The sequence below is a fragment of the Peteryoungia ipomoeae genome, from assembly GCF_004912165.1.
Taxonomy (GTDB): Bacteria; Pseudomonadota; Alphaproteobacteria; order Rhizobiales; family Rhizobiaceae; genus Allorhizobium; species Allorhizobium ipomoeae.
Genome location: NZ_STGV01000001.1, coordinates 167,571 through 193,530 on the forward strand (window position 1 = coordinate 167,571; position 25,960 = coordinate 193,530).

22 protein-coding genes are annotated in these 25,960 nt (G+C 60.6%); 13 read left to right on the top strand and 9 right to left on the bottom strand.

Going from position 1 to position 25,960, the window contains the following annotated elements; all coding sequences use genetic code 11:
- Positions 1–101 precede the first annotated feature (101 nt).
- On the top strand, positions 102–845 hold the full coding sequence (locus FAA97_RS00820) for an SIMPL domain-containing protein (RefSeq protein ID WP_136596639.1): 744 nt from the start codon (positions 102–104) through the stop codon (positions 843–845).
- An 80-nt stretch (positions 846–925) separates the two neighbouring features.
- Here FAA97_RS00820 and FAA97_RS00825 read toward each other — a convergent pair whose 3' ends face one another.
- Entirely contained in the window at positions 926–2,167 is a 1,242-nt protein-coding gene (locus tag FAA97_RS00825; RefSeq protein ID WP_136596640.1) for an AGE family epimerase/isomerase, read from the bottom strand.
- Between the two features lie 155 nt (positions 2,168–2,322).
- On the opposite strand from FAA97_RS00825, the gene metH reads away from it, so the two are divergent.
- Positions 2,323–6,075 (top strand): methionine synthase, encoded by a 3,753-nt coding sequence (gene metH / locus FAA97_RS00830; RefSeq protein WP_136596641.1) that lies wholly within the window; start codon positions 2,323–2,325, stop codon positions 6,073–6,075.
- 303 nt (positions 6,076–6,378) lie between these two features.
- On the opposite strand, the gene FAA97_RS00835 is transcribed toward metH, so the two are convergent.
- From FAA97_RS00835 to FAA97_RS00865, 7 genes are all read right to left on the bottom strand, one after another.
- Positions 6,379–7,251: a hypothetical protein gene (locus FAA97_RS00835; protein ID WP_136596642.1), complete on the bottom strand. Its 873-nt coding sequence runs from the start codon at positions 7,249–7,251 to the stop codon at positions 6,379–6,381.
- A gap of 25 nt (positions 7,252–7,276) precedes the next feature.
- Complete coding sequence (locus tag FAA97_RS00840; RefSeq protein ID WP_136596643.1) at positions 7,277–8,320, bottom strand: zinc-dependent alcohol dehydrogenase family protein; 1,044 nt, start codon at positions 8,318–8,320, stop codon at positions 7,277–7,279.
- Positions 8,321–8,373: 53 nt separating this feature from the next.
- The gene (locus tag FAA97_RS00845) at positions 8,374–9,426 is read right to left on the bottom strand and encodes an ABC transporter ATP-binding protein (RefSeq protein WP_136596644.1); all 1,053 of its coding nucleotides are present in this window, start codon (positions 9,424–9,426) and stop codon (positions 8,374–8,376) included.
- Between the two features lie 11 nt (positions 9,427–9,437).
- On the bottom strand, positions 9,438–10,229 hold the full coding sequence (locus FAA97_RS00850; protein WP_136596645.1) for an ABC transporter permease: 792 nt from the start codon (positions 10,227–10,229) through the stop codon (positions 9,438–9,440).
- Positions 10,226–11,101 carry an ABC transporter permease gene (locus tag FAA97_RS00855; protein ID WP_136596646.1) on the bottom strand — a complete coding sequence of 292 codons (876 nt, stop codon included), beginning with the start codon at positions 11,099–11,101 and terminating at the stop codon, positions 10,226–10,228. The genes FAA97_RS00850 and FAA97_RS00855 overlap by 4 nt, the downstream gene beginning before the upstream one ends.
- A 110-nt stretch (positions 11,102–11,211) precedes the next feature.
- On the bottom strand, positions 11,212–12,297 hold the full coding sequence (locus tag FAA97_RS00860; protein ID WP_425467399.1) for an ABC transporter substrate-binding protein: 1,086 nt from the start codon (positions 12,295–12,297) through the stop codon (positions 11,212–11,214).
- Between the two features lie 159 nt (positions 12,298–12,456).
- Positions 12,457–13,329, bottom strand: a complete 873-nt coding sequence (locus FAA97_RS00865) for a MurR/RpiR family transcriptional regulator (protein ID WP_136596648.1) — start codon at positions 13,327–13,329, stop codon at positions 12,457–12,459.
- A 182-nt stretch (positions 13,330–13,511) separates the two neighbouring features.
- Between FAA97_RS00865 and FAA97_RS00870 the strand changes: the two genes are divergently transcribed.
- From FAA97_RS00870 to FAA97_RS00905, 8 genes are all read left to right on the top strand, one after another.
- Positions 13,512–14,303 (top strand): N-formylglutamate amidohydrolase, encoded by a 792-nt coding sequence (locus FAA97_RS00870; protein ID WP_136596649.1) that lies wholly within the window; start codon positions 13,512–13,514, stop codon positions 14,301–14,303.
- A gap of 96 nt (positions 14,304–14,399) precedes the next feature.
- Positions 14,400–14,909: a TRAP transporter small permease subunit gene (locus tag FAA97_RS00875; protein WP_136596650.1), complete on the top strand. Its 510-nt coding sequence runs from the start codon at positions 14,400–14,402 to the stop codon at positions 14,907–14,909.
- Positions 14,906–16,255 carry a TRAP transporter large permease gene (locus FAA97_RS00880; protein WP_136596651.1) on the top strand — a complete coding sequence of 450 codons (1,350 nt, stop codon included), beginning with the start codon at positions 14,906–14,908 and terminating at the stop codon, positions 16,253–16,255. Before FAA97_RS00875 ends, FAA97_RS00880 begins: the two co-directional genes overlap by 4 nt.
- A gap of 99 nt (positions 16,256–16,354) precedes the next feature.
- Positions 16,355–17,395 carry a TRAP transporter substrate-binding protein gene (locus FAA97_RS00885; RefSeq protein WP_136596652.1) on the top strand — a complete coding sequence of 347 codons (1,041 nt, stop codon included), beginning with the start codon at positions 16,355–16,357 and terminating at the stop codon, positions 17,393–17,395.
- Positions 17,396–17,484: 89 nt separating this feature from the next.
- Entirely contained in the window at positions 17,485–18,852 is a 1,368-nt protein-coding gene (locus tag FAA97_RS00890) for a glutamine synthetase family protein (RefSeq protein WP_136596653.1), read from the top strand.
- Between the two features lie 103 nt (positions 18,853–18,955).
- Positions 18,956–20,341: an aldehyde dehydrogenase family protein gene (locus FAA97_RS00895; protein ID WP_136597665.1), complete on the top strand. Its 1,386-nt coding sequence runs from the start codon at positions 18,956–18,958 to the stop codon at positions 20,339–20,341.
- Positions 20,338–21,483, top strand: a complete 1,146-nt coding sequence (locus FAA97_RS00900; protein ID WP_136596654.1) for an iron-containing alcohol dehydrogenase — start codon at positions 20,338–20,340, stop codon at positions 21,481–21,483. Before FAA97_RS00895 ends, FAA97_RS00900 begins: the two co-directional genes overlap by 4 nt.
- 283 nt (positions 21,484–21,766) lie before the next feature.
- Positions 21,767–22,486, top strand: coding sequence for a ParA family protein (locus FAA97_RS00905; RefSeq protein ID WP_136596655.1), 720 nt, complete (start codon positions 21,767–21,769; stop codon positions 22,484–22,486).
- Between the two features lie 174 nt (positions 22,487–22,660).
- On the opposite strand, the gene FAA97_RS00910 is transcribed toward FAA97_RS00905, so the two are convergent.
- Entirely contained in the window at positions 22,661–24,016 is a 1,356-nt protein-coding gene (locus tag FAA97_RS00910) for a L,D-transpeptidase family protein (protein WP_425467390.1), read from the bottom strand.
- Positions 24,017–24,179: 163 nt separating this feature from the next.
- Between FAA97_RS00910 and FAA97_RS00915 the strand changes: the two genes are divergently transcribed.
- The 3 genes from FAA97_RS00915 (at position 24,180) to FAA97_RS00925 (ending at position 25,903) form a co-directional block, all read left to right on the top strand.
- Positions 24,180–24,680 (top strand): MarR family winged helix-turn-helix transcriptional regulator, encoded by a 501-nt coding sequence (locus FAA97_RS00915; RefSeq protein WP_168800884.1) that lies wholly within the window; start codon positions 24,180–24,182, stop codon positions 24,678–24,680.
- Positions 24,658–25,482 carry a DUF4432 family protein gene (locus FAA97_RS00920; RefSeq protein ID WP_136596656.1) on the top strand — a complete coding sequence of 275 codons (825 nt, stop codon included), beginning with the start codon at positions 24,658–24,660 and terminating at the stop codon, positions 25,480–25,482. The genes FAA97_RS00915 and FAA97_RS00920 overlap by 23 nt, the downstream gene beginning before the upstream one ends.
- An 82-nt stretch (positions 25,483–25,564) precedes the next feature.
- Positions 25,565–25,903, top strand: coding sequence for a protein tyrosine phosphatase family protein (locus FAA97_RS00925; RefSeq protein WP_136596657.1), 339 nt, complete (start codon positions 25,565–25,567; stop codon positions 25,901–25,903).
- Positions 25,904–25,960: the final 57 nt, after the last annotated feature.

The following is a 25,960-nucleotide window of genomic DNA, read 5'->3' on the forward strand; positions in this document are numbered from 1 at the left end:
TAAAGGCTTCACAGACGCAGGTCGTCAAGGCTTGCATAACAGGGTATCGTGCCATGGACGACCACTGAGCGTCCGGCACTTGTGGGAAAGGACATCCATTCATGATCAAGGCGACACGCGCTCTGATGCTGGCAACATTTCTTTCAGGAGCCATGACGGCAGGCTTTCTGGCGGCTCCGGCATCCGCCGAGGAGACGCAGCGGCGCGAAGCGACCATCATGGTCTCGGGCGAGGGCAAAGCCTCTGTCGCGCCGGATATGGCGCTGATTTCACTGTCCGTCGTGCAGGAGGCGGCAACGGCTGCCGAGGCGCTGGCGGCCAATAGCAAGGCCATGGCCGAAGTGCTGGCCGACTTGAAGTCGCAAGGCATTGCCGAGAAGGACATGCAGACCTCCGACTTTTCGATCCAGCCCAAGTATCGGCAGGAGACATCGAGCGGCAATGGCTACGAAGCCCCGGAGATCGTCGGTTACTCCGTGCAAAACGGCCTGACCGTGCGTGTGCGAGATCTCGGCGCTCTTGGTGGTTTGATCGACCGGGCGGTGAAGCTCGGCGTCAATCAGGGCGGCAACATCGTCTTTACCAATGACAATAGCGACGCGACGGTTGAAGAAGCCCGCAAGCAGGCGGTGGCGGATGCGGCGGCGAAGGCAAAGACCTTGACCGAGGCTGCCGGCGTCAAGCTCGGTCGCGTGATCGAGATTTCCGAAGCCTTTGCCCGGCCAATGCCGGAGCTGATGGCCGCCCCCATGGCCAAGATGGCGGCAGCGGATGCCGTGCCGATCGCGTCGGGCGAAAACCGTTACACTGTGACGGTGAACATTACCTACGCCATCGAGCAGTGAAGGCTGGCGTCAGTCCAGGAAAAGAGACAAGGCCGGAGGAAAAAACTCCGGCCTCACTTTTTTGAAGCTTCGATCACGCCTCAGAGCTCGAGCGGGTGCTCGGCAACCATCTTCGTCAGGCTGCCGTCTGCCGGGAAAAGCGGGATCAGGCAGGCCTGGAGCGCGTGGTAGATGTCGCCCTTGCCGGGGAAGAGCAGGCTGGAGGGCTTGCCGTCTTCGGTCAGTTCCTCGTGCCAGCCGCCGAAATTGCGGTCGAGATTGTTGTTGGCGACATAGTTCCAGATGCGGCGATAGCTTTCCTCGTGGAAATCGCTTTCCTGATGGGCGTTGAGGAAGTGTGCGGCTGCCGCGCCTTCGCAGAGCGGCCACCAGAGCTTGGAACGCTTGTCCGGCGCGTTTGCCCAGTCCAGCGTGTAGAAGAAGCCACCCTTGTCCTTGTCCCAGCCGAGCGCCATGGACTGGAAGAACAGGCCGCGGGCTGCTTCCGGCATCCAGTCCTTTGTTTTGCCGCCGAGCACCCAGAATTGCAGCAGAAGGCGTGCCCATTCCAGCCAGTGGCCGGGTGTCGTGCCGGCCGGGCGGAACATTTCATTCGGGTGGTAGTAGCTGCGGTCGACCACCCAGTTTTCGTCGAAATGCTCGGCCACCCGGAAGGCTTCCTCGCGGGCGCGACGATTGATCAGGAGGTCAGCGATCCGCTCTGCCTTGTCGAGATAATGCCGCTCGCCGGTGGCCTCGAAGGCGGCCATCAGGCTTTCCGTGAGGTGCATGTTGGAGTTCTGGCCGCGGTAACCGGGCACGGGCTGCCAGTCGGCTGAGAATTCCTCGGCAATTGCGCCGTGTTGTTCATCCCAGAAGCGGGTCTCGATCACTTCGGTGATATCGGACAGCATGCTATCTGCCAGCGGATGGCCGATGCATTTCGCCGAAGAGGCTGCGAGGAGCACGAAGGCATGGCCGTAGCCCTGCTTGGAGGCATCCGCAGCGCCCGTATCATTCGCCTGCCAGAAGTAGCCGCCATGGGTCTGGTCGCGGTGGCGTTCCCAGAGATAGCGCATGCCGTGATCGACCACATCGGCCGAGCCCGGACGGCCGAGCAGATGGCCGATCGCGAAGCAATGGACCATGCGGGCGCTGGCATGAATGCCGCGTGCGGGGTTGTCGGTGGCAAGCGGTTTTCCGTCGCGCGACAGGTCGTAAAAACCGCCTTTCGGATTGATGGCGGCGGTCTGGAAGAAGTCGAACAGGCCGTCTGCCTGGGCGAGCAGCCAGCGGCGATGATAGGGGCGGGCGCTCCACTGCTGGGCATCGTTGGTCGGCATGGCATACTCCTCGGTGGATGGAGCTTGAAGATATAGCCGATCCATATCGGGCTTGTCACCGTTGTCAAAACCCAAACATTTCCATCAGCATGTTGACATAAAGATATCTTTATGTGACTTGGGCGGTGTCGCTGATGAAGCAAGGGAGTTCGCATATGCTCGATCAACTGTTCGGCCGTGACGGCGCAAACCGGGATGGAGCCGAAATCCTCGCAGCCCTGCAGGCAGCGGCGCGCGAACGCATCCTCATTCTCGATGGCGCCATGGGCACGGAGATCCAGGGGCTTGGTCTGACGGAAGACGATTTTCGCGGCGAACGCTTTCTCGGATGCGCCTGCCACCAGCAGGGCAATAACGACCTCCTGATCCTGACCCAGCCGAATGCAATCGAGGATATCCATTTCCGCTATGCGATGGCCGGCGCCGATATTCTCGAAACCAATACGTTTTCCTCGACCCGCATCGCCCAGGCCGACTACGAGATGGAAGGAGCGGTCTATGACCTCAACCGTCATGGCGCCGAACTCGTGCGCCGGGCGGCCTTCCGGGCTGAGCGTGAGGACGGCAAGCGGCGCTTCGTTGCAGGCGCCATCGGTCCGACCAACCGGACGGCGTCGATCTCGCCCGATGTCAACAATCCCGGCTACCGCGCGGTCTCCTTCGACGATCTGCGTCTTGCCTATGGCGAGCAGATCGACGGGCTGATCGATGGCGGCGCCGACCTCATCCTGATCGAGACGATCTTCGACACGCTGAATGCCAAGGCGGCGATCTTTGCCTGCGAGGAGCGTTTTCTCGCCAAGGGCATCCGCCTGCCGGTGATGATCTCCGGCACGATCACCGACCTGTCCGGCCGTACGCTGTCCGGCCAGACGCCGACGGCGTTCTGGAATTCCGTGCGGCATGCGCGGCCCTTTGCCGTGGGCCTCAACTGTGCGCTTGGGGCAGATGCCATGCGGCCGCATCTGCAGGAGCTTTCGGGCGTCGCCGACACCTTGATCTCGGCCTATCCGAATGCCGGCCTGCCGAACGAGTTTGGCCAGTATGACCAGAGCCCGGACGAAATGGCGGCGCTGGTTGCCGGTTTTGCCGACGAGGGCATCCTCAACGTCGTCGGCGGCTGCTGCGGCTCGACGCCTGCTCACATCGCTGCCATCGCCGAGGCCGTGAAGGGCAGGGCGCCGCGCGCGCCCGCCGAGCACCGGCCGTTCATGTCGTTGTCGGGGCTCGAGCCCTTCGAACTGACCAAGGACATTCCCTTTGTCAATGTCGGCGAGCGCACCAATGTCACGGGCTCGGCCAAGTTCCGCAAGCTGATCACGGCGGGCGATTATTCCGCGGCTCTGGTCGTGGCGCGCGACCAGGTGGAGAACGGCGCGCAGATCATCGACATCAACATGGACGAGGGTCTGATCGATTCGGAAAAGGCCATGGTCGAGTTCCTCAACCTGATCGCAGCCGAGCCCGATATCGCGCGCGTGCCTGTGATGATCGACTCTTCGAAGTTCCCGATCATCGAGGCCGGCCTCAAATGCGTGCAGGGCAAGGCCGTGGTGAACTCCATCTCGCTGAAGGAAGGCGAGGAGAATTTTGTCGCGCAGGCAAAGCTCATCCGCAATTACGGCGCCGCCGTCGTCGTGATGGCCTTTGACGAAACGGGGCAGGCGGATACCTATCAGCGCAAGGTGGAGATCTGCCGCCGCGCCTACCGGATCCTGACCGAAGAGGCGGATTTTGCGCCCGAAGACATCATCTTCGATCCGAACGTGTTTGCGGTCGCGACCGGCATCGAGGAGCACGACAATTACGGCGTCGACTTCATCGAGGCGACGCGCACGATCCGGCAGGAAATGCCGCTGGTGCATATTTCCGGCGGGGTCTCGAACCTCTCCTTCTCCTTCCGCGGCAACGAGCCGGTGCGCGAGGCGATGCATGCAGTCTTCCTCTACCATGCCATCCAGGCGGGCATGGACATGGGCATCGTCAATGCCGGCCAGCTTGCGGTCTATGAGAGCATCGATCCGGATCTGCGCGAAGCCTGCGAGGATGTGGTGCTGAATCGCCGCCGCGACGCTACCGAGCGGCTGCTTGAGATCGCCGAGCGTTATCGCGGCACGGGTGAGGCCAAGACCCGCACGCAGGACATGAGCTGGCGCGAATGGCCGGTCGAAAAGCGGCTGGAGCATGCGCTGGTCAATGGCATCACCGAATTCATCGAGGGCGATACGGAAGAGGCGCGGCTGAAGGCGGAGCGCCCGCTGCATGTGATCGAAGGGCCGCTGATGGCGGGCATGAATGTGGTCGGCGATCTCTTCGGCGCCGGCAAGATGTTCCTGCCGCAGGTGGTCAAGTCGGCGCGCGTGATGAAGCAGGCGGTTGCCGTGCTTTTGCCTTACATGGAAGAGGAAAAGCGCCTGAACGGCGGCGATCAACGTCAGAGCGCCGGCAAGGTTCTGATGGCGACGGTCAAGGGCGACGTGCATGACATCGGCAAGAACATCGTCGGCGTCGTGCTTGCCTGCAACAATTACGAGATCATCGATCTCGGCGTCATGGTACCGGCCACGAAGATCCTCGAAGTGGCGAAAGCGGAGAACGTCGATATCATCGGTCTCTCCGGCCTGATCACGCCATCGCTCGATGAGATGGTGCATGTCGCCTCCGAAATGCAGCGTCAGGGCTTTCATGTCCCCCTGCTGATCGGTGGGGCGACGACCAGCCGGGTGCATACGGCGGTGAAGATCCATCCGCAATATCAGGCGGGGCAGGCGGTTTATGTCACAGATGCAAGCCGAGCCGTCGGCGTTGTGTCGTCGCTGCTGTCGGAGGATGGCAACGAGGCGTATGTCGGCGGTATCCGCGGCGAGTATGCCAAGGTGGCCGACGCGCATGCGCGGGCGGAAGCCGAGAAGCAGCGCCTGCCGCTCGCTTCGGCAAGGGCCAATGCCGTGAAGATCGATTGGAGCGGCTATCAGCCGAAGACACCGAGCTTTACCGGCACCAGGGTGTTCGAGACCTATGATCTCGCAGAACTCGCCCGCTATATCGACTGGACGCCGTTCTTCCAGACCTGGGAGTTGAAGGGCCGCTTCCCGGCTATCCTCGACGACGAAAAACAGGGCGAGGCGGCACGGCAACTCTATGCGGATGCCCAGACGATGCTGGAGAAGATCATCGCGGAAAACTGGTTCCGGCCGCGTGCCGTGATCGGGTTCTGGCCGGCCAACAGCATCGGCGACGATATCCGGCTGTTCAAGGACGGGGCCCGGACGGACGAGCTTGCCACCTTTTTCACGCTTCGCCAACAGTTGTCCAAGCGCGATGGCCGGCCGAATGTCGCGCTCAGCGATTTCGTGGCGCCTGTTGGCAGCGGTATCGAGGATTATGTCGGCGGCTTCGTCGTCACGGCCGGCATCGAGGAAGTGGCGATCGCCGAGCGCTTCGAGCGGGCGAATGACGATTATTCGTCTATCCTGGTCAAGGCGCTGGCCGATCGCTTTGCCGAAGCCTTTGCCGAGCGCATGCATGAGCGGGTTCGTCGCGAGTTCTGGGGCTATGCTGCCGATGAAAGTCTGAGCGCTGAAGAGCTTGTCGGCGAGGCCTATGCCGGCATTCGCCCTGCGCCGGGTTATCCGGCCCAGCCGGATCATACCGAGAAGCTCACGTTGTTCAGGCTGCTGGATGCGGAAAGGACCACCGGCGTGACGCTGACCGAGAGCATGGCGATGTGGCCCGGCTCATCCGTCTCCGGCCTCTATATCGGCCATCCCGACAGCTATTATTTCGGCGTCGCCAAGGTCGAGCGTGATCAGGTCGAGGATTATGCGGGCCGCAAGGGTATGGCGATCCGCGAGGTCGAGCGCTGGCTGGGGCCGGTGTTGAATTATGTGCCGAAGGCGGCGGAGTAGTTGGCTGACTGGGCAAGTGCCCCTCATCCCCCTGCCGGGACCTTCTCCCCGTAAACGGGGAGAAGGCAGCAAAGCGCTGATCGTCGTGACTTGGTCTCAGCTTGATCTGACGGGGCTGCTGACGCTGGCGGCTTCGCCCTTCTCCCCGCTTGCGGGGAGAAGGTGCCCCGAAGGGGCGGATGAGGGGCTGGCAGCTGAGACGGCGCGCGGTCAGCCACATCGCATCTCACGCTCTGCGCAAGGTTCCTGACAGATCGAATCCAAGTTCGCTTGTAAGCTATTGAGGCAGATCCCTAATTGCCTTCAAGGCTTCAGCCTGAGCAGGATTGCCGTCGTGTCGTCGCTCTGCTTGTAGCGCGGGTATTTCAAGCCGTCCGGATCGACGTCGCGCTCCATGTGGCGCAGTTCCGAAATGAGGGACTGAAGCCCGGCGGTGACGGCGCGCTGGACGAGCGTTTCGGGCGTGTAGAGCTTGTACAATGCCACGAGGTCGGCCAGGCCATCGGAGCAGAGGATGGCGGTCGCGCCGCCGCTATGGATGGGTACATCGACTATGGCGAGGTGGTCGACGGCGTCGGGCACGATGCCAAAGGTCCAGGTTGAGCCTTCGGGCGTGTTCTGCTTCGCTCGCCCCTCGCGCAGTTTTTCAAAAGTCGTCGGATCGCTTGTTGCAATCGCCGCGGCGCCGATGCCGCCGACGCGGGCGATGTGTTCAGCCGCCTGATGCTGTTCCCATTCATAGGCGCCGGGGATCGGGATGACGAAGTCGGAGCGACCGTCGTCATGCAGGATATACAGGCAGCTGTCGCCGAGGCCGAAATAGACGAAACCGGTCTCCGTCGCCTGCAGCGCGGTCAGGCTGCAGAGCGGCCAGGCATACCGTGGCTGTTCGCCGGCCACCGTCACAAAGGCCTCGCGGGCCTTCTCGGAGATCGTGCGCAGTTCGGTTTTGGGATCGGATGTTCGCCCGAGCCGCTTTGCGAGACGGGTGGAGGCAAATTCGGCGATCCAGGCGGCATCGGAGCCGAAGTCCTGCATGAATTGCCGGTCGCCCAGTCCAGTTGCGCCATCAAAGACGAAGGCGCAGGCCTCGTTGTGGCCGAGCCGGTCTTCATTGGCACGCCCCTCCTTGCCTGCATCGGAGAGGCTCTGGAGGACGGTGATGCGCGGTGTCATGGGTGTATATTCCTGCAGTCGGCGATCAGGCCGTCGGATCGATGATGGTGATGCCGCTCTCGGTAAACCGGTCCATGTTGGCCAGCGCTTGCGGTGCGTCCGAAAGCCCTATGCGGCGACCAATCAGCTTTTCCGGCGCGAGCTTTCCGGCCTTGATCATGTCGAGCATGGCATCGTAGCGCCAGGATTGCATGCCATGGCTGCCGTAGATCTCGAGTTCGTGGGCAATGACCCGGCCCATCGGGATCTGCGGCGTAGCATGATCGGCCAGCATCAGCCCGACCTGCACATGGCGCCCGCGACGTCGCAGATTGGAGATGGAGTTGCAGCAGGTCTGCGGATGGCCGAGGGCGTCCACCGAAACATGCGCGCCTCCGCCGCTGATCTCGCGAACGGCTTCGGCGACATCGGCGACGGTGCGGCTGTCGATGGTGACGGCGGCGCCCAGTTCACGGGCGAGCGCGAGCTTCTCCTCGGCAATGTCGATGGCGATGACATTCGCGCCCAGTGCCGCACCGATCATGATGGCGGAAAGGCCAACGCCGCCGCAGCCATGCACGGCAAGCCATTCACCACCCTTCAGGCGACCCTGGTCGACGACGGCGCGGAAGGAGGTGGCGAAGCGGCAGCCGAGGCTTGCCGCCGTGTCATAGGAAATCTCCGGCGGCAGGGCGACGAGGTTCTGGTCGGCATAGTCGATCGCCACATATTCGGCGAAGGAGCCCCAATGGGTAAAGCCGGGCTGGAACTGTTCCTCGCAGACTTGGCTGTTGCCGGAGCGGCATTCCCGGCAGTGACCGCAACCCGAAACGAAGGGCACGGTGACGCGATCGCCGACGCGGAAGCGGCGCACGTCGCGGCCGACGGCGGCAATCGTTCCCGCCAGTTCGTGGCCCGGCACATGTGGGAGGCGGATATCGGCGTCATGGCCCATCCAGCCATGCCAGTCGCTGCGGCAAAGACCTGTTGCCTTGACCGCCACCACGACGCCCGAGGGCGTCGGGGTCGGATCGGGCAGGGTGCGGATGTCCGGCAGCACGCCGAAATTTTCAAAATAGACGGCGCGCATGGCTCTGCTCCTTCCCGGTCATGAATGCAGTACTGGGGCTGCGGTACTGACCGTTACTCCGCCAGTACGATCAGGGCGGAAGGGTCGATCTTCACGCCGACCGTCGTGCCGACCACGGGCGGGGCCGTGCCCGGATCGTTGAACGTATCGAAGGAGATCGTCTTTCCGTCAACCATCACCCTCGTGCGGATGACCGAGCCTAGAAACTGGCTGGAGGTGACGATACCGGTGACCGTTGCGATTGTGGGGTCCGCGAGGGAGCCGGCCTCCGGCCGCATGGCGAGCTGGATTGCCGTGCCGTTGGCGGCGGGAATCGCATCCCGGATCGTGACCGTCTGCTCGCCGATCTTCACTAGGCCCGCGGCCTGGTCGGTAACCACCGCGTCGATGACGTTCAGCGTGCCGACGAAAGAGGCGACGAAGCGGGTCGTGGGCCGATTGTAGATCTCGAAGGGCGTGCCGATCTGGTCGGCCTTGCCGGCGTTCATCACGACGATGCGGTCCGAGATCGACAGTGCCTCTTCCTGGTCATGGGTGACGAATACAGTGGTGATGCCGAGCTTCTGCTGGATCTGGCGGATTTCTTCGCGAAGTGCCACGCGGATCTTGGCGTCCAGGGCCGAAAGCGGCTCGTCGAGCAGAAGAACCTGAGGCTTCGGCGCAAGGGCGCGAGCGAGCGCCACACGCTGCTGCTGGCCGCCGGAGAGCTGATAGGGATATCGCTCGGCGAGGTGCTCCAGATGGATGAGCGCCAGCATTTCCTTTACGCGGCGTTCAATGTCGGCTTTGCCCATGCCGGCGATCTTCAATCCGAAACCGACATTGTCGAACACGGTCATGTTGGGGAAAAGCGCATAGGCCTGAAAGACCATGCCGATGTTGCGCTGGTTGGGGCGCAGGCTCGTCTGGTCCTTGCCGGCGATCTCGATCGTGCCGGCGCTTGGTGTCTCGAAGCCGGCAATCATGCGCAAGACCGTGGTCTTGCCGCAGCCGGATGGGCCGAGGAAGGAGATGAACTCACCCTTTTCGATCGCCATGTTGAAATCATGCACGACCTGGGTGGCGCCGAAGGATTTCTTGAGGTGCGAGAGTGTCAGAAACGTCATGAACGAAATCCTCAGGCCTGGCGCGGGGCTGTTTTCTGGAGGCGGGAGACAAGCTGGATCAACGCAAGGCAGCCCCAGGTGATGATGAATGCGATGACCGACATGGCAAAAGGCTCGTACGGCTTGTTGGCCCCGATGCGCTGGAGGTATGGACCGAAGGCGGGACGATCCAGGAGCGCGGCCAAGGTGAACTCGCCGATGACGATGGCGAAGGTCAGGAAAGCGCCGGAAAGCACGGCGGGCAAAACATTTGGCAGGATGATCCGGCCGATGACGGTTGCCCAGCCGGCGCCAAGGCTTTGCGCCGCTTCCGTCAAGGTCGCCACGTCGATCGTTCGAAGGCCGGTATCGACCGCGCGGTACATGTAGGGAAGGGCAAGGATGGTGTAGCCGAAGGCGAGCAGCAGGTTGGTGCCGAGCGCCGAACCCGTCATCGGAAGCCAGCTTGAGGTATTGTAGAGCCTGATATAGCCGAAGACGATGACGATGGCGGGAATGACCAGGGGCAACAAGGTGAGGAACTCGATATACGGCCGGGCCCAAGGCATCTTCAGCCGTACCCAGTAAGCGGTCGGAACCACCAGAAGCACGCCGATGGCGATTGTCACGAGTGCCATGACGACCGAAAAGGCGAAGGTCTGCTGGAACTGCGGATCAGCGAAAACCCTGCCATAGGCATCGAAAGAATAAACGCCGCGCCGCGCCTTCATCGAGAATTCAAACAGGCCACCGAGCGGTACGAAGAAATAGACCAGGCCGATGATCAGTGCGATCCAGCCAGCAATACGGGCCCCCAAGCTCATTTAAGCCACCTTTCGGCGCGAATTCGCAGCCAGATGTAGAGAACGTTTGCAATGGCGGTGACCACAATCATGCCGAAAGCCATTGCGTAGCCGAGATTAGGATTGCCGAGGACGTCGCCGCGAATCTGCGCGTAAAGCTGGATCGGAACGATGTTGAGGCTCGAGCCGGTCAGTGCGATTGCGGTTGCGACCGCGCCGAACGCGTTGGCAAACAGCAGGGCGAAGGTGCCGAGCAGGGATGGAAACAAGATCGGCAATGCGACCATGCGCCAGTATTGCAGCGATGTGGCGCCCAGAACCTGTGCAGCCTCGCGCCACTCCTTGCGCAAGCCCTCCAGCGCCGGTGTGATGATCAGGATCATCAGCGGGATTTGAAAAAACAGATAGGTGACGGTCAGTCCCCAGAAACTCAGGATATTGAACCCGAGGTCGCGTTGCAGGACGATGCCGAAATTATTGCGCAGGAAGAGCGTGACCAGCCCAACCGGACCGAAGGTTGCAAGAAAGGCGAAGGCAAGCGGGACGCCCGCGAAATTCGAGGCCACCCCGGAAAACGTCAGAAGAGGCGACTTCACCCAGCGAGGCACGGCACCGAAGGTGACGGCCGCTGCCATGGCAAAACCGATCAATGCGCCGAGCGACGCGGAGGCCAGCGAGATTTTGACCGAGATCCAGTAGCTTGACGGAATGGTTCCGGTGTTCAGATCTATGATGTTCTGGAAGGTGAACGAACCATCGCGCGTCTGAAAAGCGCCGATGACGATGTGCGCTGTCGGGAGGATGAGGAACAACAGGATAAAGATCGTGAAGGGCATGAGGCCCAGCCATGTCAATGGCAGGTTCAGCCGACGCGCCGGAGCAGCTTTGGTCATTGTCGGATGGTCTCGCGGGCTGTTTCAATTCGGCCAAACTAGGGCGGAAAGACTTATCAAGGCAAGTCCCGGCCAGAACGAGTCGGGCCGGGACCAGAATGGTCGCAAAATTACTGGACGTTGGCGCCCACGACAGTGTCCCAACCGCCGGTCACCGCCGCCTTGTTGGCGTTCTGCTCTTCCACCGTCGGGAAGACAGCAGCCTCGTAGCTTTCAGCTGGCGGCAGAGCGTCGAGAAGAGCCTGGTCGATCTTGCCGGCCTTCGCCATGGCGTTGAAGCGTGCCGGGTGGCAGTAACCCTTGAGCCAAAGGTTCTGGCCCTCGTCGGAGTAGAGGTATTCCATCCAAAGCTTGGCAGCGTTCGGGTGCGGCGCGTAGGCCGAAATGCCCTGAACATAAACGCCGGCGAGAACGCCGGTCTTCGGAACGACGACCTCGACCGGCGGGTTGCCGTTGATTTCGTCCTTCCATGCCAGGGCGTTATAGTCCCAGGCGATGGAAATCGGAGTGGCGCCCTGGGCGATCGTGCCGGCCTTTGCGGTGACCGGAACGAAGTTGCCGGCCTTGTTCAGTTCGGCGAAGAACTCAAGACCAGCCTTGCCGGACTCTTCACCGGGCTTCGCGCCCTTGGACAGACCGGCGGCGAGTACGCCGAGGATGGCCTGGTTGGAGGTGCGCGGGTCACCGGCGAGAGCGACCTGGCCGGCATATTCTGGCTTCAGCAGGTCGGCCCAGTCGGCCGGCGTGTTCTCGACGAGGTCCTTGTTCACGATGAACGACAGAACGCCGTAGTAGTCGCCGTACCAATAGCCTTCGGCGTCCTTGATGGCGTCTGGAATTTCGTCCCAGGTGGAAACCTTGTAGGGCTGCAGCAGGCCTTCGGCCTTCATCTGCGGACCGAAGGCCAAGCCGACGTCAACGACATCAGGAGCCTGCGGGCCCTTATTGTCCTTGTTGGCCTTGATGGCCTCCACTTCGTCGGCCGAGCCTGCGTCCGGGTTCAGTTCGTTGACCTGGATTTCCGGGTACTTGGCCTTGAAGCCGGCGATCACGTCGCCGTAACCGCACCAGCTATGGGGCAGGGCGATCGTGGTCAGCATGCCTTCCTTCTTGGCCGCTTCGATAAGCTCGGCGCTCGGCTCGGCATAGGCAACAGCCGACGTTGTCATGACGAGCGCGGTCGTCAAAGACAGCATTTTGCGGAACGTTGTGGTCACTGGAGTTCTCCTCTGAGGTTGGCAGCGATGCGGATCAATTAGGGGTGATTTGTTATGGTTATGTGACGGGCTTCACCCGGCGCCCGATCACCTGTTTCATGTGTCTGTCTGCGGCTTCTGATGTGCTGTATCCGCCGTTCATTTTGGTTTCCGAAAGAGCCGGGCCTGCTCGAAGAGGCCTTCAAGCGTATGAATTCTCTCACGCGTCTCATCCCAGGACGAGCTTTGCACGGCCTCGATCAGCGCTTCGACCACGAAGAGCGTGACCACGGAGGAGTCCCAGGCGGAGGGCGCTTCGATATGCAGCTTGAAACAGGTTCCGGCATGCGGCGCGACCGGTGACATCCACTGGTCGGTGAACAGGATGATCTCGACCTTGTTGGCTTTTGCGACCTTGGCAAGCGTCGTCAGGTCGGCCTCGTAACGCCTGATATCGAAGATCACCAGCACGTCACCGGCTTGCATGTTCAGCACATATTGCGGCCAGGCACTGGCATTCGACGACATCAGGGTCGTCTTTGGCCTGATGACCTGCATATGGGTGAAGAAATACTCCGCCAGTGCCCCGGTGATGCGACCGCCGACGAAGTAGATATTGCGGTTGCGGTCGCCGAGAAGGAGCGCTGCCTCGTCGAAGCTTGCGGTTTTCAGTTCGCCAAGCGAGGTGCGGAGATTGGTCATGACCGCTTCGGCAAAGCGATTGAGGATGTGGCGATTGGGTGCATCCGCCGCCCAGCGGTCATGCTTTGCGATCGGATTGGAAATCGTGGCTTCGAGTTCCTGATGCAGATGCGCCTGAAATTCCGGATAGCCCTTGTAGCCCAGCTTCTGGACCATGCGTGCGACCGTCGGCGTCGATACGCCCGCATTCTCGGCAATCGTCGTTATGCTACCCAGCCCGGAGACAGGGTAATTCTCCAGCAGACTTTCTGCCAATTGTCGCTCGGCCCGTGTCAGCCCGTTGAAATGGGCATGGATCACGTCCGACACTGTCTTGGACGTATTCAGCAAGGATAGACGCTCTCCCCCAAGCCAGTCTTCGCCAGCTTTTGACCAAGATTAAGCGCTGCCGTCACAAACCTGTCAACACGTCCGTGAAGAGAAATTTTCAAAAGGACGATTGACAGTCGAGGTTCTGTGAAGAATTCTCTTCGGAAAGAACAGAAGCCGATAGGCTCAGGGGAAGAACTGGGATGCTGGTGAGGTCAGGAATACTGGCGGCAGCCGATGGCGACGCCGTGTCCGTACACAATGAAACCGGTGCCGGAGATGTGGTGCTCATCTGTGAGCATGCATCTAACCGCTTCCCGGTTTCGGCGCTTGACCTTGGTCTTTCGCAGGAGGTCCGAGACAGTCATGCCGCCTGGGACCCCGGTGCTCTCGCGCTCGCCATGCTTCTGTCATCGCGTCTCGATGCTGTGCTGATTCAGGCCAATTTTTCGCGGCTGCTCTACGATTGCAATCGTCCGCCGGAATCGCCAGCCGCCATGCCGGCAAAGAGCGAAGTCTACGAGATATCAGCCAATGTCGGGCTTTCGGCAGCGGAGCGATATGCTCGGATGGCAGCGTTCTACGTCCCCTTTCACGACCGCATCAGTGAGACCTTTTCCGCTCGCGTTGGTCAAGGCCGCCGTACAGTCGTGATCACAATCCACACCTTCACGCCGGTCTACTTCGGCCAGCCGCGTTCCGTGGAGATTGGGATTCTCCATGATGCCGACAGCCGTCTGGCCGACGCGATGCTTGCCCTTGCGCCGGGGGAACCCTACCGCATCGAGCGCAACGCGCCTTACGGTCCCGATGATGGCGTGACGCACAGCTTGCAACTGCATGCTTTGCCGGGCGGCCACCTGAACGTGATGATCGAAGTGCGCAATGATCTGGTCCGCGATGAGCCAGGGCTGGCGGCCGCCGCAGAATGTCTGGAGCGGATGGTGTCGAACGCCCTTGCGACGCTGAGTGAGGCTTCGGCCGGTGAGGCATGATGGTTGAGGAAGCGAGGGATTGGATGTCGATCAGCGCGCTTGAGGCGATCGGTAGTCAGGCAGCATCTGCTGTCCGCACAGTGGTGGGATGGGTTCATGCCTGAAGTCTTCACGGCCTATGTTCGTATCGTTGACGGCTTCAACCGGCGCGTCGGCCGTATCGTCATGTATGGCATCTTCGTTTTGATGGGCATACTGCTCTATTCATCGATGTCCAAGACGATGTTCCTGCCGGCACATTGGACGCTTGAGATGGCCCAGTTCGTGATGGCGGGTTATTATCTTCTCGGCGGAGCCTATTCGCTGCAACTCGACAGCCATGTCCGCATGGATCTGCTCTACGGTCGCTGGTCACCAAAGACAAAGGCGGTCGTGGATGTCGTGACCATCCTGATGCTCTTCGTCTACCTCTTCTTCCTCCTCTATGGCGGCGTATCGAGCACCGCTTACGCACTCCAATACAGCGAGACCAGCTACTCGTCCTGGTCGCCGTACATGGCGCCCGTGAAGATCGTGATGGTGATCGGTATTGCTCTGATGTTCCTCCAGGCGACGTCGATCCTGATCAAGGACATTGCTGTTGCGATCGGGAGGCCACTCCCATGAGCGAGTTCCTAAGCTATGAAATGATCGCGCTCCTGATGTTTTCATCGATGATGTTGTCGATGCTGACTGGGCAGCGTGTCTTCGCCACGATCGGTTTCGTCGGTGTCGTTTCCGCTGCTGTTCTCTGGGGCAATGGCGGCTTCGAAATGGGCTTTTCGGCCGGCATGAAGCTCATGAAGTGGTATCCGCTTTTGACGCTGCCCATGTTCATCTACATGGGCTACATGCTGTCGGAATCCGGCATTGCCGAAGATCTCTACAAAGCCTTCCATGTCTGGTTCGGTGGAATGCCGGGTGGTCTGGCCGTCGGCACCATCGGCCTGATGGTGGTGATCTCGGCGATGAACGGCCTGTCCGTTGCCGGCATGGCAATCGGCGCCTCCATTGCGCTGCCGGAGCTGCTCCGCCGCGGCTATGACAAGATCATGGTGTCTGGCGTCATCCAGGCCGGCAGCTCGCTTGGCATCCTTATCCCGCCAAGCGTGGTGCTGGTGCTCTATGGCATGATTGCGCGCCAGCCGGTCAGTCAGCTCTGGCTTGCCGGTGTATTCCCCGGCTTGCTGCTTGCAACGCTCTTTTGCCTCTACATCATCATTCGCTGCCGGCTCAATCCGGCGCTTGGCCCCGCGCTCCCCAAGGAGGAGCGCGACATGCCGATGCGTGAGAAGCTCAAGCTGTTGCGTGCGGGCATCCTGCCATTCCTCATCTTCTTCCTGATGATGGGCCTGTTCCTGATGGGGGTCACCAGCCTGGTCGAAAGCTCGGCGATCGGTGCTCTCAGCGCGCTGTTTGCCGCCTGGTACAAGGGGCGTCTCACCAAGGCAGTGTGGAACCGGGTGCTCGAGCAGACGCTTGGCATTTCCTGCATGTTCATGTGGATCATTCTGGCGGCCCTCTGCTTCGGCGCCGTGTTCGACGGCCTGGGCGCCGTCAGGGCGATCGAGAAACTGCTGGTCAACGATATCGGCCTGACACCGTGGCAGATCCTGATCATGATGCAGTTGTCGTTCCTGGTGATGGGAGCCTTCCTCGATGACACCGCCATGCTTGTCATCGTCGCACCGCTCTACATCCCGCTGGTCGGCAAGCTCGATCTGGGCGTCGACAACGCACTCGTCTGGTACGGCGTCCTTTATACCATCACCTGCCAGATCGCCTACATGACCCCGCCCTTCGGTTATAATCTCTTCCTCATGCGTGCGATGGCACCGCCCGAAATCAGGCTTGTCGACATCTATCGATCGGTCTTCCCCTTTGTCGCCATCATGCTCCTGGGCATGGCGATCATCATGATGTTCCCGCAGATTGCCACCTGGCTTCCAAGCCAGATCTATCTGCGAGGCTGATTTGCAATGACGAGAGACCCGGCAAACGGGTCCGGCACCAGACCATGCGCGGGGCGGAGGGTTCCGTGGATGAAAACGATAAAAACAGAGGGAAACAACATGACCAATAGCAGACGTTCATTTCTAAAAACGGCCGCCATGGCGACGCCCGCTGTGCTTGCAGCCCCTTATGTCAAAGCTCAGAATGCCAAGATCACCTGGCGTCTCCAGACCTATGCCGGCGCGGCGCTTGCCGAATTCGTCGTGCGTCCTGCCGTCGATGCCTTCAACAAGGCGGCAAATGGAGAGATGGAAATTCAGCTCTTCACAGCCGACCAGCTCGTTCCGACGGGCGAACTCTTCCGTGCCATGCAGGCCGGGACCATCGATGCCGTTCAGTCTGATGACGATTCGATGAACTCGCCTGTCGATATCAAGGTCTTCGGCGGCTACTTTCCGTTTGCCTCGCGTTACAGTCTCGATGTGCCGACGCTGTTCTACGAGTATGGCCTCGCCGAAATCTGGGATCAGGCCTATTCGGAAGTGGGCGTGAAGTGGCTGTCGGCCGGTGCATGGGATCCGTGCAACTTTGCCACAAACAAGCCGATCACCAAGCTCGATGACCTCAAGGGCCTGCGCGTCTTCACCTTCCCGACGGCTGGACAGTTCCTCTCGCAGTTCGGTGTCGTGCCGGTCACCATTCCGTTCGAAGACGTGCCGGTTGCCATGCAGACCGGTGAAATCGACGCGATCGCCTGGTCCGGTATCACCGAGGTCTTCACCTCGGGGTGGGTCGATGTCACCAAGTATTTCCTGACCAACAACGTGTCGGGCGGCTGGTGCGGTTCGTTCTTCGCCAATGCCGATCGCTGGAACGAGGTGCCGCCACACCTCCAGACCCTTTGGCAGATGTGCATGGATTCCTCGCACTACAAGCGCCTTCACTGGTACTGGGGTGGCGAAGCCCGCCTGCGGGCCGAAGGCAAGCGTCTCGAGCTGACAAGCATTCCCGATGCCGAATGGAAGACGGTTGAAGATGCGGCCCATGTCTTCTGGGAGGAGGTTGCCAAGCAGACCGAGCGCACCGGCAAGGTGGTCGAGATCCTGAAGAAGTACAATTCCGACATGGAAAAGGCTGGCAAGCCCTATCGCTACGGCTGATCAGACCCGCGTCGGCGATCCGGCCCCGGTCGGGTCGCCTGCACAAAAACAAGACGGCATGAGCCAAACGCTGCCCTGGGAACACCGACATGACCACTTATACATTTGAAGATCTGAAGAAGGACGTCGCCGAAGGGCGCATCGACACGGTTCTGGCGTGTCAGGTGGACATGCAGGGCCGGCTGATGGGCAAGCGCTTTCAAGCCGAGTATTTCGTGGAGAGCGCCTGGAAGGAAACCCATAGCTGCAACTATCTGCTGGCCACGGACATGGAGATGGAAACGGTCTCTGGCTACAAAGCGACGTCATGGGAAAAGGGCTATGGCGACTATACGATGAAGCCCGATCTTTCGACGCTTCGCCGGATACCCTGGCTCGAAGGAACGGCTCTCGTGCTCTGCGATATGCTCGACCACGCCACCCATGCCGAAGTGCCGCATTCGCCGCGCGCAATCCTGAAAAAGCAGGTTGCCCGGCTCGAAGCCATGGGCATGAAGGCCTTCATGGCGACAGAACTCGAATTCTTCCTCTTCGACCAGACCTATGACGCGGCGCGCCTTTCCGGATACCGCGACCTGAAACCCGTCTCTGGCTACAATGAGGACTACCACATCTTCCAGACGACCAAGGAAGAGGATGTGATGCGGGCAATCCGCAAGGGCCTGCAGGGGGCCGGCATCCCGGTCGAAAATTCCAAGGGCGAGGCGTCTGCCGGCCAGGAAGAGATCAATGTCCGCTATGCCGATGCGCTTTCGATGGCCGACCGGCACGTGATCATCAAGAATGGTTGCAAGGAAATTGCCTGGTCGAAGGGCAAGGCCATCACCTTCCTGGCCAAATGGCACTACAATGCCGCAGGCTCTTCCTCGCATATCCACCAGTCGCTATGGTCTGTCGATGGCAAGACGCCGCTCTTCTTCGACGAAAACGGCAGGTATGGCATGTCCGACGTCATGCGGCACTACATGGCGGGGCTTCTGGCGTATGCCGGGGAGTTCACCTATTTCCTCGCGCCCTATATCAATTCCTACAAGCGCTTCGTCGCTGGCACATTTGCCCCGACCAAGGCGATCTGGTCGAAGGACAACCGCACGGCCGGCTACCGGCTGTGCGGTGAAGCAAGCAAGGGCATCCGCGTCGAGTGCCGCGTCGGGGGCTCGGACCTCAACCCGTATCTGGCAATGGCTGCGCTTCTTGCCGCGGGCATCGAGGGCATTGAGAAGAAGATGGAACTTGAGCCGGAGTTTTCCGGCGATGCCTATGGCGCTGAGGGCGTCCGGGAAATTCCGCGGACGCTGCGCGCCGCTGCCGAGACGCTTCGCGGTTCCGCCATGCTGCGCGCTGCCTTCGGCGATGACGTTGTTGACCACTATGTTCGCGCTGCCGAATGGGAGCAGGAGGAGTATGATCGGCGCATCACGGACTGGGAGGTGGCACGCGGTTTCGAACGGGCGTGACCAAAGGCAGCGTTGAGCTGATCCTATAATTGAGTAAGGGTGGAAACAGGGATGGCGACCCATGGTCGCCGTCATCGTGACCGATGAAAACAGGAAGAAGATCATGACCATGATCCAATGCATTTCGCCGATCGACGGATCGGTTTACGCCGAACGTCCGGCCATGTCGCTGGACGCGGCGACAGATGCCGTCGGGCGGGCCCGCAAGGCGCAGAAGGCCTGGGCGCGCCGGCCACTCGAAGAGCGTGTGCAGCTCGTGCTGAAGGGCGTCGCGCGGCTCAACGAGATGTCGGATGAGGTGGTGCCGGAACTCGCCCACATGATGGGTCGTCCGGTGCGCTATGGCGGGGAATACAAGGGTTTCAACGAGCGCTCCAACTATGTCGCGGCCATTGCCGCCGACGCGCTGGCGCCGCTGGTTGTTGAGGACAGCGCGACCTTTTCCCGCCGCATCGAGCGCGAGCCGCATGGCGTGGTCTTTGTCATCGCGCCGTGGAACTATCCGTATATGACGGCGATCAACACGATCGCGCCGGCGCTGATGGCTGGCAATACAGTCGTCATCAAGCATGCCACCCAGACGCTGCTGGTCGGCGAGCGCATGGTGCGGGCCTTCGTCGAGGCGGGCGTCCCTGACGACGTCTTCATCAACCTCTTCCTCGATCACGCCACGACCTCGGCGCTGATTGCGGCCGGCAATTTCAACTTCATCAACTTCACCGGTTCGGTCGAAGGCGGTCGTTCGATCGAGCGGGCCGCTGCCGGAACCTTTGCCGGACTCGGTCTCGAGCTGGGCGGCAAGGATCCGGGTTACGTCATGGAAGACGCGGATCTCGACGCTGCCGTCGACACGCTGATGGATGGCGCGACCTATAATTCCGGCCAGTGCTGCTGCGGCATCGAGCGCATCTATGTGCATGAAAGCCTCTACGACGCTTTCGTCGAGAAGTCGGTCGCCTGGGTGTCCAACTACAAGCTTGGCAATCCGCTCGACCAGGAAACGACGCTTGGACCGATGGCCAACAAGCGCTTTGCCAAGGTCGTGCGCGAGCAGATCGCAGACGCGGTTTCGAAGGGCGCCAAGGCGCTGGTCGATCCCAAGCTTTTTCCGGCCGATGACGGCGGCGCCTATATCATGCCGCAGGTTTTGGTGAACGTCGATCACTCCATGGCCTTCATGAAGGACGAGACCTTTGGCCCGGCGGTCGGCATCATGAAGGTGAAGAGCGACGACGAAGCGCTCGCCCTGATGAACGACAGCCCCTACGGCCTGACCGCGTCGCTGTGGACGCAGGATCCGGAACGCGCCTCGCGCATCGGCCGCGAGATCGAGACCGGCACCGTCTTCATGAACCGGGCAGACTATCTCGATCCGGCGCTCTGCTGGACCGGCGTCAAGGAAACCGGCAAGGGCGGTTCGCTCTCCGTGCTTGGCTTCCAGAACCTGACCCGTCCGAAATCCTATCACCTCAAGAAAGTCACGAAATGAATATCGTCGCCAACTGGAGCTATCCCACCGCCATCAAGATGGGACGTGGCCGGATCAGGGAACTGGCGGATGCCTGCAAGTCGCTCGGCATGAAGAAGCCGCTGTTGATCACCGACCGCGGCCTTGCGCCCATGGGGATCACGCAGACCGCGCTCGACGTGTTGGAAGAGGCAGGCCTCGGTCGCGCGCTGTTTGCCGATGTCGATCCGAACCCGAACGAGAAGAACCTCGAAGCCGGTATCAAGGCCTACAAGGACGGCGGTCACGACGGCGTGGTTGCCTTTGGCGGCGGCTCCGGCCTCGATCTCGGCAAATGCGTGGCCTTCATGGCCGGCCAGACCCGTCCGGTCTGGGACTTCGAAGACATCGGCGACTGGTGGACGCGGGCCAATTCCGACGGCATCGCGCCGATCGTTGCCGTGCCGACGACTGCCGGTACCGGCTCGGAAGTCGGCCGCGCCTCGGTCATCACCAATTCCGTCACCCATGTGAAGAAGATCATCTTCCATCCGAAGTTCCTGCCCGGCGTCGTCATCTGCGATCCGGAACTGACGGTCGGCATGCCGAAGATGATTACGGCAGGTACCGGCATGGACGCGTTTGCGCATTGCCTGGAAGCCTATTCCTCGCCCTTCTATCATCCGATGTCTGCCGGTATCGCGCTGGAGGGCATGCGGCTCGTGAAGGAATTCCTGCCGCGCGCCTATCATGACGGCACCGATATCGAGGCCCGTACCAACATGATGTCGGCAGCTGCCATGGGTGCCGTCGCCTTCCAGAAGGGGCTTGGCGCCATTCACGCGCTGTCACATCCGATCGGTGCCGTTTACAACACCCATCACGGCATGACGAATGCCGTCGTCATGCCGCCGGTGCTCAAGTTCAACCGCGCGGTGATCGAGGAGCGGATCGAGCGGGCTGCGGCCTATCTCGGCATTTCCGGTGGGTTCGACGGTTTTTACGACTATGTCCTGTCGCTACGGGCCGAGCTTCATGTTCCTGAAAACCTGACAGCCATGGGCATTGCCAATGACCGGATCGACGAATTGTCGGCCATGGCGATCGAAGATCCGAGTGCAGGTGGAAACCCTGTCAAAATGACGCTTGAAAACACGAAGCAGCTTTTCGCCGACTGCTTCTGATTCCCGTCACGACGAAAGGCAGGGCCATCCGGCCTTGCCCTTCGTGCTTCGGTTCTTAACCTTTTGTGTGGTGCTGACCTGTTTCCAAGTCACATTCAAAGCCACGCTGGATTCCTTGAATTTCCTGGCTTTTAGCACCCGCACTCCCAAAATTAGGGAGGGCGTGAAATTGTTTTGTTTGCAAATTGTTAACCATGTTTAGCAAGAATGAACATATGCAGTCGGATATCTATGACTGCGATATGAGCGATGAGCCGCTCGGATCCGATAGTGGGAAAACAGCATGCCAGTCATTTCATTCGCCAATGCCAAAGGTGGCGCCGGTAAGACAACAGCAGCCCTGCTGCTTGCCACTGAACTGGCCCATCAGGGATACCGGGTAGCCATTCTGGATGCGGATCCGCAGCGCTGGATCACGCAGTGGTATGACGCAACCGGCCATCTTCACAACATCGAAGTCATCTCGGAAGTATCCGTCGCCTCCGTCCAGGGTCATATCCGCGAGCTGTCCCGCACCAATGATTACATCATCATGGACCTCGCAGGCGCCCGCGATGCGATGGTCACAACCGGCATCGGCCTGTCGGATCACGTCCTCATCCCGGTTCAAGGCTGTGCGATGGATGCAAAGGGCGGGGCGCAGATCCTCGACCTGATCAAGCTCATGCAGAGTGCCGGTAATCTCGTCATTCCCCATTCGGTCGTGCTGACCCGCGTGACCTCGATGGTTACGACCCGCGCACTTCTCGCGATCAAGGGCCTGCTTGCCGCCCGTGGTGTGAACGTCATCAACACGGCCATTGCAGAGCGCACGGCGTTTCGCGAGATCTTCGACTGTGGCGGCACCCTATACTCGCTGGACCCGCATAAGGTCAGCAATCTCGACAAGGCCCAGGAAAACGCAAAGGCTTTTGCGGCCGAAGTCATGCGTCTGCTGCCTGCTCGCGTGGTTCGGTCCAGTGAGCCACGGCGCCTGTTCAGACTTGTCCGTTCCGCCGCCTGATAGTCCGACTCCCTGCTCGCCTCAATTTTCGACCCGCGTCTGGATACCAGCGCGGGTCGTTTCGTTTTCGAAGAGCGGTAATCTGCCCGGACGGTTCAAGGCTCTGTTAGCCGTGGGTCTCGGACTGTTCACCTGTCTGAAACAGCATACCTGCGATGAGGCCGAACCGGCGGCTCAGTCGAGAAACTCGACCGTGACACCGGCCTTCACCATCTTTGCAAGCTCGGTGGCATCCCAGTTGGTCAGGCGGATACAGCCGTGGCTCTGGGTGCGCCCGATCTTGGAGGGTTCGGGGGTGCCATGAATCCCGTAGGTTGGTTTGGACAAGGCAAGCCAGACCGTACCGACCGGTCCGTTCGGGCCTGGCGGAATCTGCAGGATTTTCGTATTGTTGCCCTGCTGAAAGTTCACCTTGGGATTATAGGTGTACCCCGGATTGAGGGCGATACGCTCGATCGTCACAGTGCCGGAGGGCGAGGGCGTATCAGCCGAGCCGATGCTGGCTGGATAGGCAGCGATGAGCGCGCCATCCTCGCCATAGGCAAAGACCTGCTTCAAACCCTTGTCGGCTACGATGCGCGACACCTGGCCCTTTTTCGTCTCGCCGGGATCGGTGACCTTGATGATGGTGCCGGGAATGGTGAAGTCGACGCCGGGATTGAGTTCGCGCAGGTAGCCTTCGTCCATATGGAATTTCTCGGCCAGCATTTCTGCGGTCGAGGTATAGGACATGGCCGGTAGCTGGGCCTTGTGGGCGTAATCGTCGGGGATCGACGCGACATACGGGCCCGCCGCATCACCGGGGGTAATCGTATAGCTCTTGAGCGCCATGCCACCCGTCATCCGCAGGCGTTCCAGAATGTCCTCGGCATTGTTCGGGTCGAGCGTCTCGCCGGTGATCTGCTGCCAGGCAACGATGGCCTTGTTGACATTTTGCCCCATCTTGCCGTCGATGACGCCAGGGGAGACGCCTTCGCGATCAAGGAAGACCTGCAGTGCGGTGATTTCGAGCCGAGACAGATCCGATTTGACTGGAATATCCGGCGTGACGGTGCGGGCCGGCTGGGTATCTGGCGGGAGTGGCAGATCCGGGCCGCCCTGCGGCATGTCCTGCAAATTATCGTCGAAGCCGGGGCGCAGCGGTTCCACGTCAGGGATCGAGGCGGTGGTGACCTCATCATCCCAGCGTTCGGCCTGCTGCTCGTCATACTGATAGGGGTCTTCAACACCGGGCAAGGCCTGCTGGCGGCTACGCCCATTGCGCGGATAATAGCTCTCGGCCGGGATCTCGGTTGCAACCAGATTGCCGCGACGGTCAACGAGAATGGTGCGCCCCATACGGTCGCGGCTGATCGCGACTTCGCCCACTTCCGGCACGAAGTCCAGGATGTCGCCCTCCGGCGAAACCAGGAGAGTCTGCCCTTGTGCCGGTTGCCGATCATAGAAGGCCTGCGCATGCGCAAACGTGTTCGCGCAAAGAGCTACAGGCGCGACCGCCGCGAGCAGGGCAAATTTCTTGATAGAGATCACGATTCGGATTCCTCGTCTGTGCGCGCGAGAAACGCTAGAAATTTGACACTAATGTGGAAAGAGTGAATTCATGGTGAACATCTCGCTAATTTGATAATGTGCTGGTGGAGAACCGTCTGGGGAGGCGGAAAGGACAAGGGCTGGGAGGCCCGGAGGGAGGACCATGCAGGAAACCCTGCGGCTGGAGGCGTTCTGGCCTTATCGTCTTATGCGCATGGCCGAAGTTCTGGATCGCGCTTTCGGCGCCGTCTGCGGACCGGATGATGAGCTTTCCTTTTCGGAATGGCAGGTCCTCTGGTGTCTGGCGGAGACTTCGCCCGGAACGGCGAAGGCAATCGCCCTTCGATGCGGCATGTCGAAAACCAAGATCAGCCGTGCGGTGAAAGTTCTTGAGGATCGCGCCTACATCACCCGCAGACGCGATCGATCGGATCGTCGATTCGAGCTCCTGGCGCTGACGCCTGAAGGGTTTTCGCGATTTGGAAGGCTTGAGGAGCGGGCCCGATACTTCCAGACAGTCATCGAGGCAAATGTTGCACATGCGGATCTCGCGTCATTAAACGACGGCTTGCAAGGCGTCGAGGAGATGCTAGCGTCCGGCCCGTTCGACCAGGTTGTCGATCGCGTCGGAGGTTTGCACAATGATCACCATACAGGGAGCTAAGGGGCCGCGTCTGGTCCTGGACACAACGTCGGTGTTCGATATCGGTTCCTGCTGGGTAGACGGCGTTGATATCGCGCCGGGTCGCGCCATACCTGACGATGGCGATCGGCGAATCGACCATTCGCTGGAGGGCTTTCTTTTCACCTGCGGACCAGACCACATCCGTCACCCCAGTGTAAATCGCAACGGTCTCAGGTTTCCGCTGCATGGTTCTGCCTCCGGGCATGGTGCACAAGATGTGCGCGTTGAAACCGATGACGGGGATTTGGTCGCACGGGCAACGGTGCCGCTGACGCTCGTTGGCGGCCATCTGGCGGAATTGCAGCGCGAGTGGCGGATCAAGGCCGAAAGCGGCGAAGTCGTTCTTTCCGATCTTCTGATAAATACAGGGCCTGCGGCTTTCCCGTGCTTTCTGATGTATCATATGAACATCGGTTCAAAACACTTCGATGCTGGCACCCGCCTTCATGGAGGCATGCTCGCGGGAGGCGGAATTCCATGGGCATTCGAGTCCGAAGACGGCGGATTGTTCTGTGTGCCGGCCGATCAAGATGCCATGGCGGAGGTGAGACTAGGCCCCATGCTTGCCCTCGGCGCCAAGACTTTGCGCGTCTCTTTCCGCACCGATACGCTGCCACATCTTCAGGTCTGGCACAATCAGCGCCTGTCTGCCCGTGTGCTTGGCATCGAGCCCGTGTCGCACCGGTTGGCGGATCGCCAAGCACTTGAGCTGGCTGATGAAATCACCATGCTCCAGCCAGGGGAGAGCCGGAGCTTCGGACTTTCTTTTTCCTTTGAGTGAGGCTTTGCGAACAGTGCCTGTCATTGACGCTCATGCCGTCGCGTCGTAGATGTTTGGCCCACAGGATTTACGAGGTGCGCCGATGAACATCAGGCAGATCAACGAGGAATATTCGGTCAGCGGGCAGATCACCGTCGATGAGGTCGACGAGATCAAGGCGCTCGGTTTCAAGTCCATTGTCTGCCATCGACCCGATGGCGAAGACTTCGGTCAACCGGCGTTTGCGGAAATCGCCAAGCGCGCTGAAGAGCTCGGCCTGAAGATCAAGCACGTGCCGGTCGGACCGATGGGTGTGACGCCGGATGCGGTGGCCGGCATGGTCGATGCGCTTGAGGATTTCGAGCGACCGATGCTTGGCTATTGCCGTTCGGGCGCGCGCTCGACAGCCACTTACGAGCATGCCCAGCGCCAACGCGGCTGAGATTGCACGCTCGCCTTTGCGGATGGCCTTCGGGTCGTCCCCAGTATTTCCACAGGT

Bases quoted from the DNA above. Each gene is read 5' to 3' on its own strand.
- FAA97_RS00920 (WP_136596656.1), top strand. From the start codon at position 24,658: ATGATCACCATACAGGGAGCTAAGGGGCCGCGTCTGGTCCTGGACACA.
- FAA97_RS00840 (WP_136596643.1), bottom strand. From the start codon at position 8,320: ATGCGCGCCGTCTATTTTGAAAATTTCGGCGTGCTGCCGGACATCCGC.
- FAA97_RS00900 (WP_136596654.1), top strand. From the start codon at position 20,338: ATGAATATCGTCGCCAACTGGAGCTATCCCACCGCCATCAAGATGGGA.
- metH (WP_136596641.1), top strand. From the start codon at position 2,323: ATGCTCGATCAACTGTTCGGCCGTGACGGCGCAAACCGGGATGGAGCC.
- FAA97_RS00925 (WP_136596657.1), top strand. From the start codon at position 25,565: ATGAACATCAGGCAGATCAACGAGGAATATTCGGTCAGCGGGCAGATC.
- FAA97_RS00820 (WP_136596639.1), top strand. From the start codon at position 102: ATGATCAAGGCGACACGCGCTCTGATGCTGGCAACATTTCTTTCAGGA.
- FAA97_RS00845 (WP_136596644.1), bottom strand. From the start codon at position 9,426: ATGACGTTTCTGACACTCTCGCACCTCAAGAAATCCTTCGGCGCCACC.
- FAA97_RS00860 (WP_425467399.1), bottom strand. From the start codon at position 12,297: ATGCTGTCTTTGACGACCGCGCTCGTCATGACAACGTCGGCTGTTGCC.
- FAA97_RS00880 (WP_136596651.1), top strand. From the start codon at position 14,906: ATGAGCGAGTTCCTAAGCTATGAAATGATCGCGCTCCTGATGTTTTCA.
- FAA97_RS00835 (WP_136596642.1), bottom strand. From the start codon at position 7,251: ATGACACCGCGCATCACCGTCCTCCAGAGCCTCTCCGATGCAGGCAAG.
- FAA97_RS00915 (WP_168800884.1), top strand. From the start codon at position 24,180: ATGCAGGAAACCCTGCGGCTGGAGGCGTTCTGGCCTTATCGTCTTATG.
- FAA97_RS00850 (WP_136596645.1), bottom strand. From the start codon at position 10,229: ATGAGCTTGGGGGCCCGTATTGCTGGCTGGATCGCACTGATCATCGGC.
- FAA97_RS00825 (WP_136596640.1), bottom strand. From the start codon at position 2,167: ATGCCGACCAACGATGCCCAGCAGTGGAGCGCCCGCCCCTATCATCGC.
- FAA97_RS00895 (WP_136597665.1), top strand. From the start codon at position 18,956: ATGACCATGATCCAATGCATTTCGCCGATCGACGGATCGGTTTACGCC.
- FAA97_RS00875 (WP_136596650.1), top strand. From the start codon at position 14,400: ATGCCTGAAGTCTTCACGGCCTATGTTCGTATCGTTGACGGCTTCAAC.
- FAA97_RS00870 (WP_136596649.1), top strand. From the start codon at position 13,512: ATGCTGGTGAGGTCAGGAATACTGGCGGCAGCCGATGGCGACGCCGTG.
- FAA97_RS00855 (WP_136596646.1), bottom strand. From the start codon at position 11,101: ATGACCAAAGCTGCTCCGGCGCGTCGGCTGAACCTGCCATTGACATGG.
- FAA97_RS00885 (WP_136596652.1), top strand. From the start codon at position 16,355: ATGACCAATAGCAGACGTTCATTTCTAAAAACGGCCGCCATGGCGACG.
- FAA97_RS00905 (WP_136596655.1), top strand. From the start codon at position 21,767: ATGCCAGTCATTTCATTCGCCAATGCCAAAGGTGGCGCCGGTAAGACA.
- FAA97_RS00890 (WP_136596653.1), top strand. From the start codon at position 17,485: ATGACCACTTATACATTTGAAGATCTGAAGAAGGACGTCGCCGAAGGG.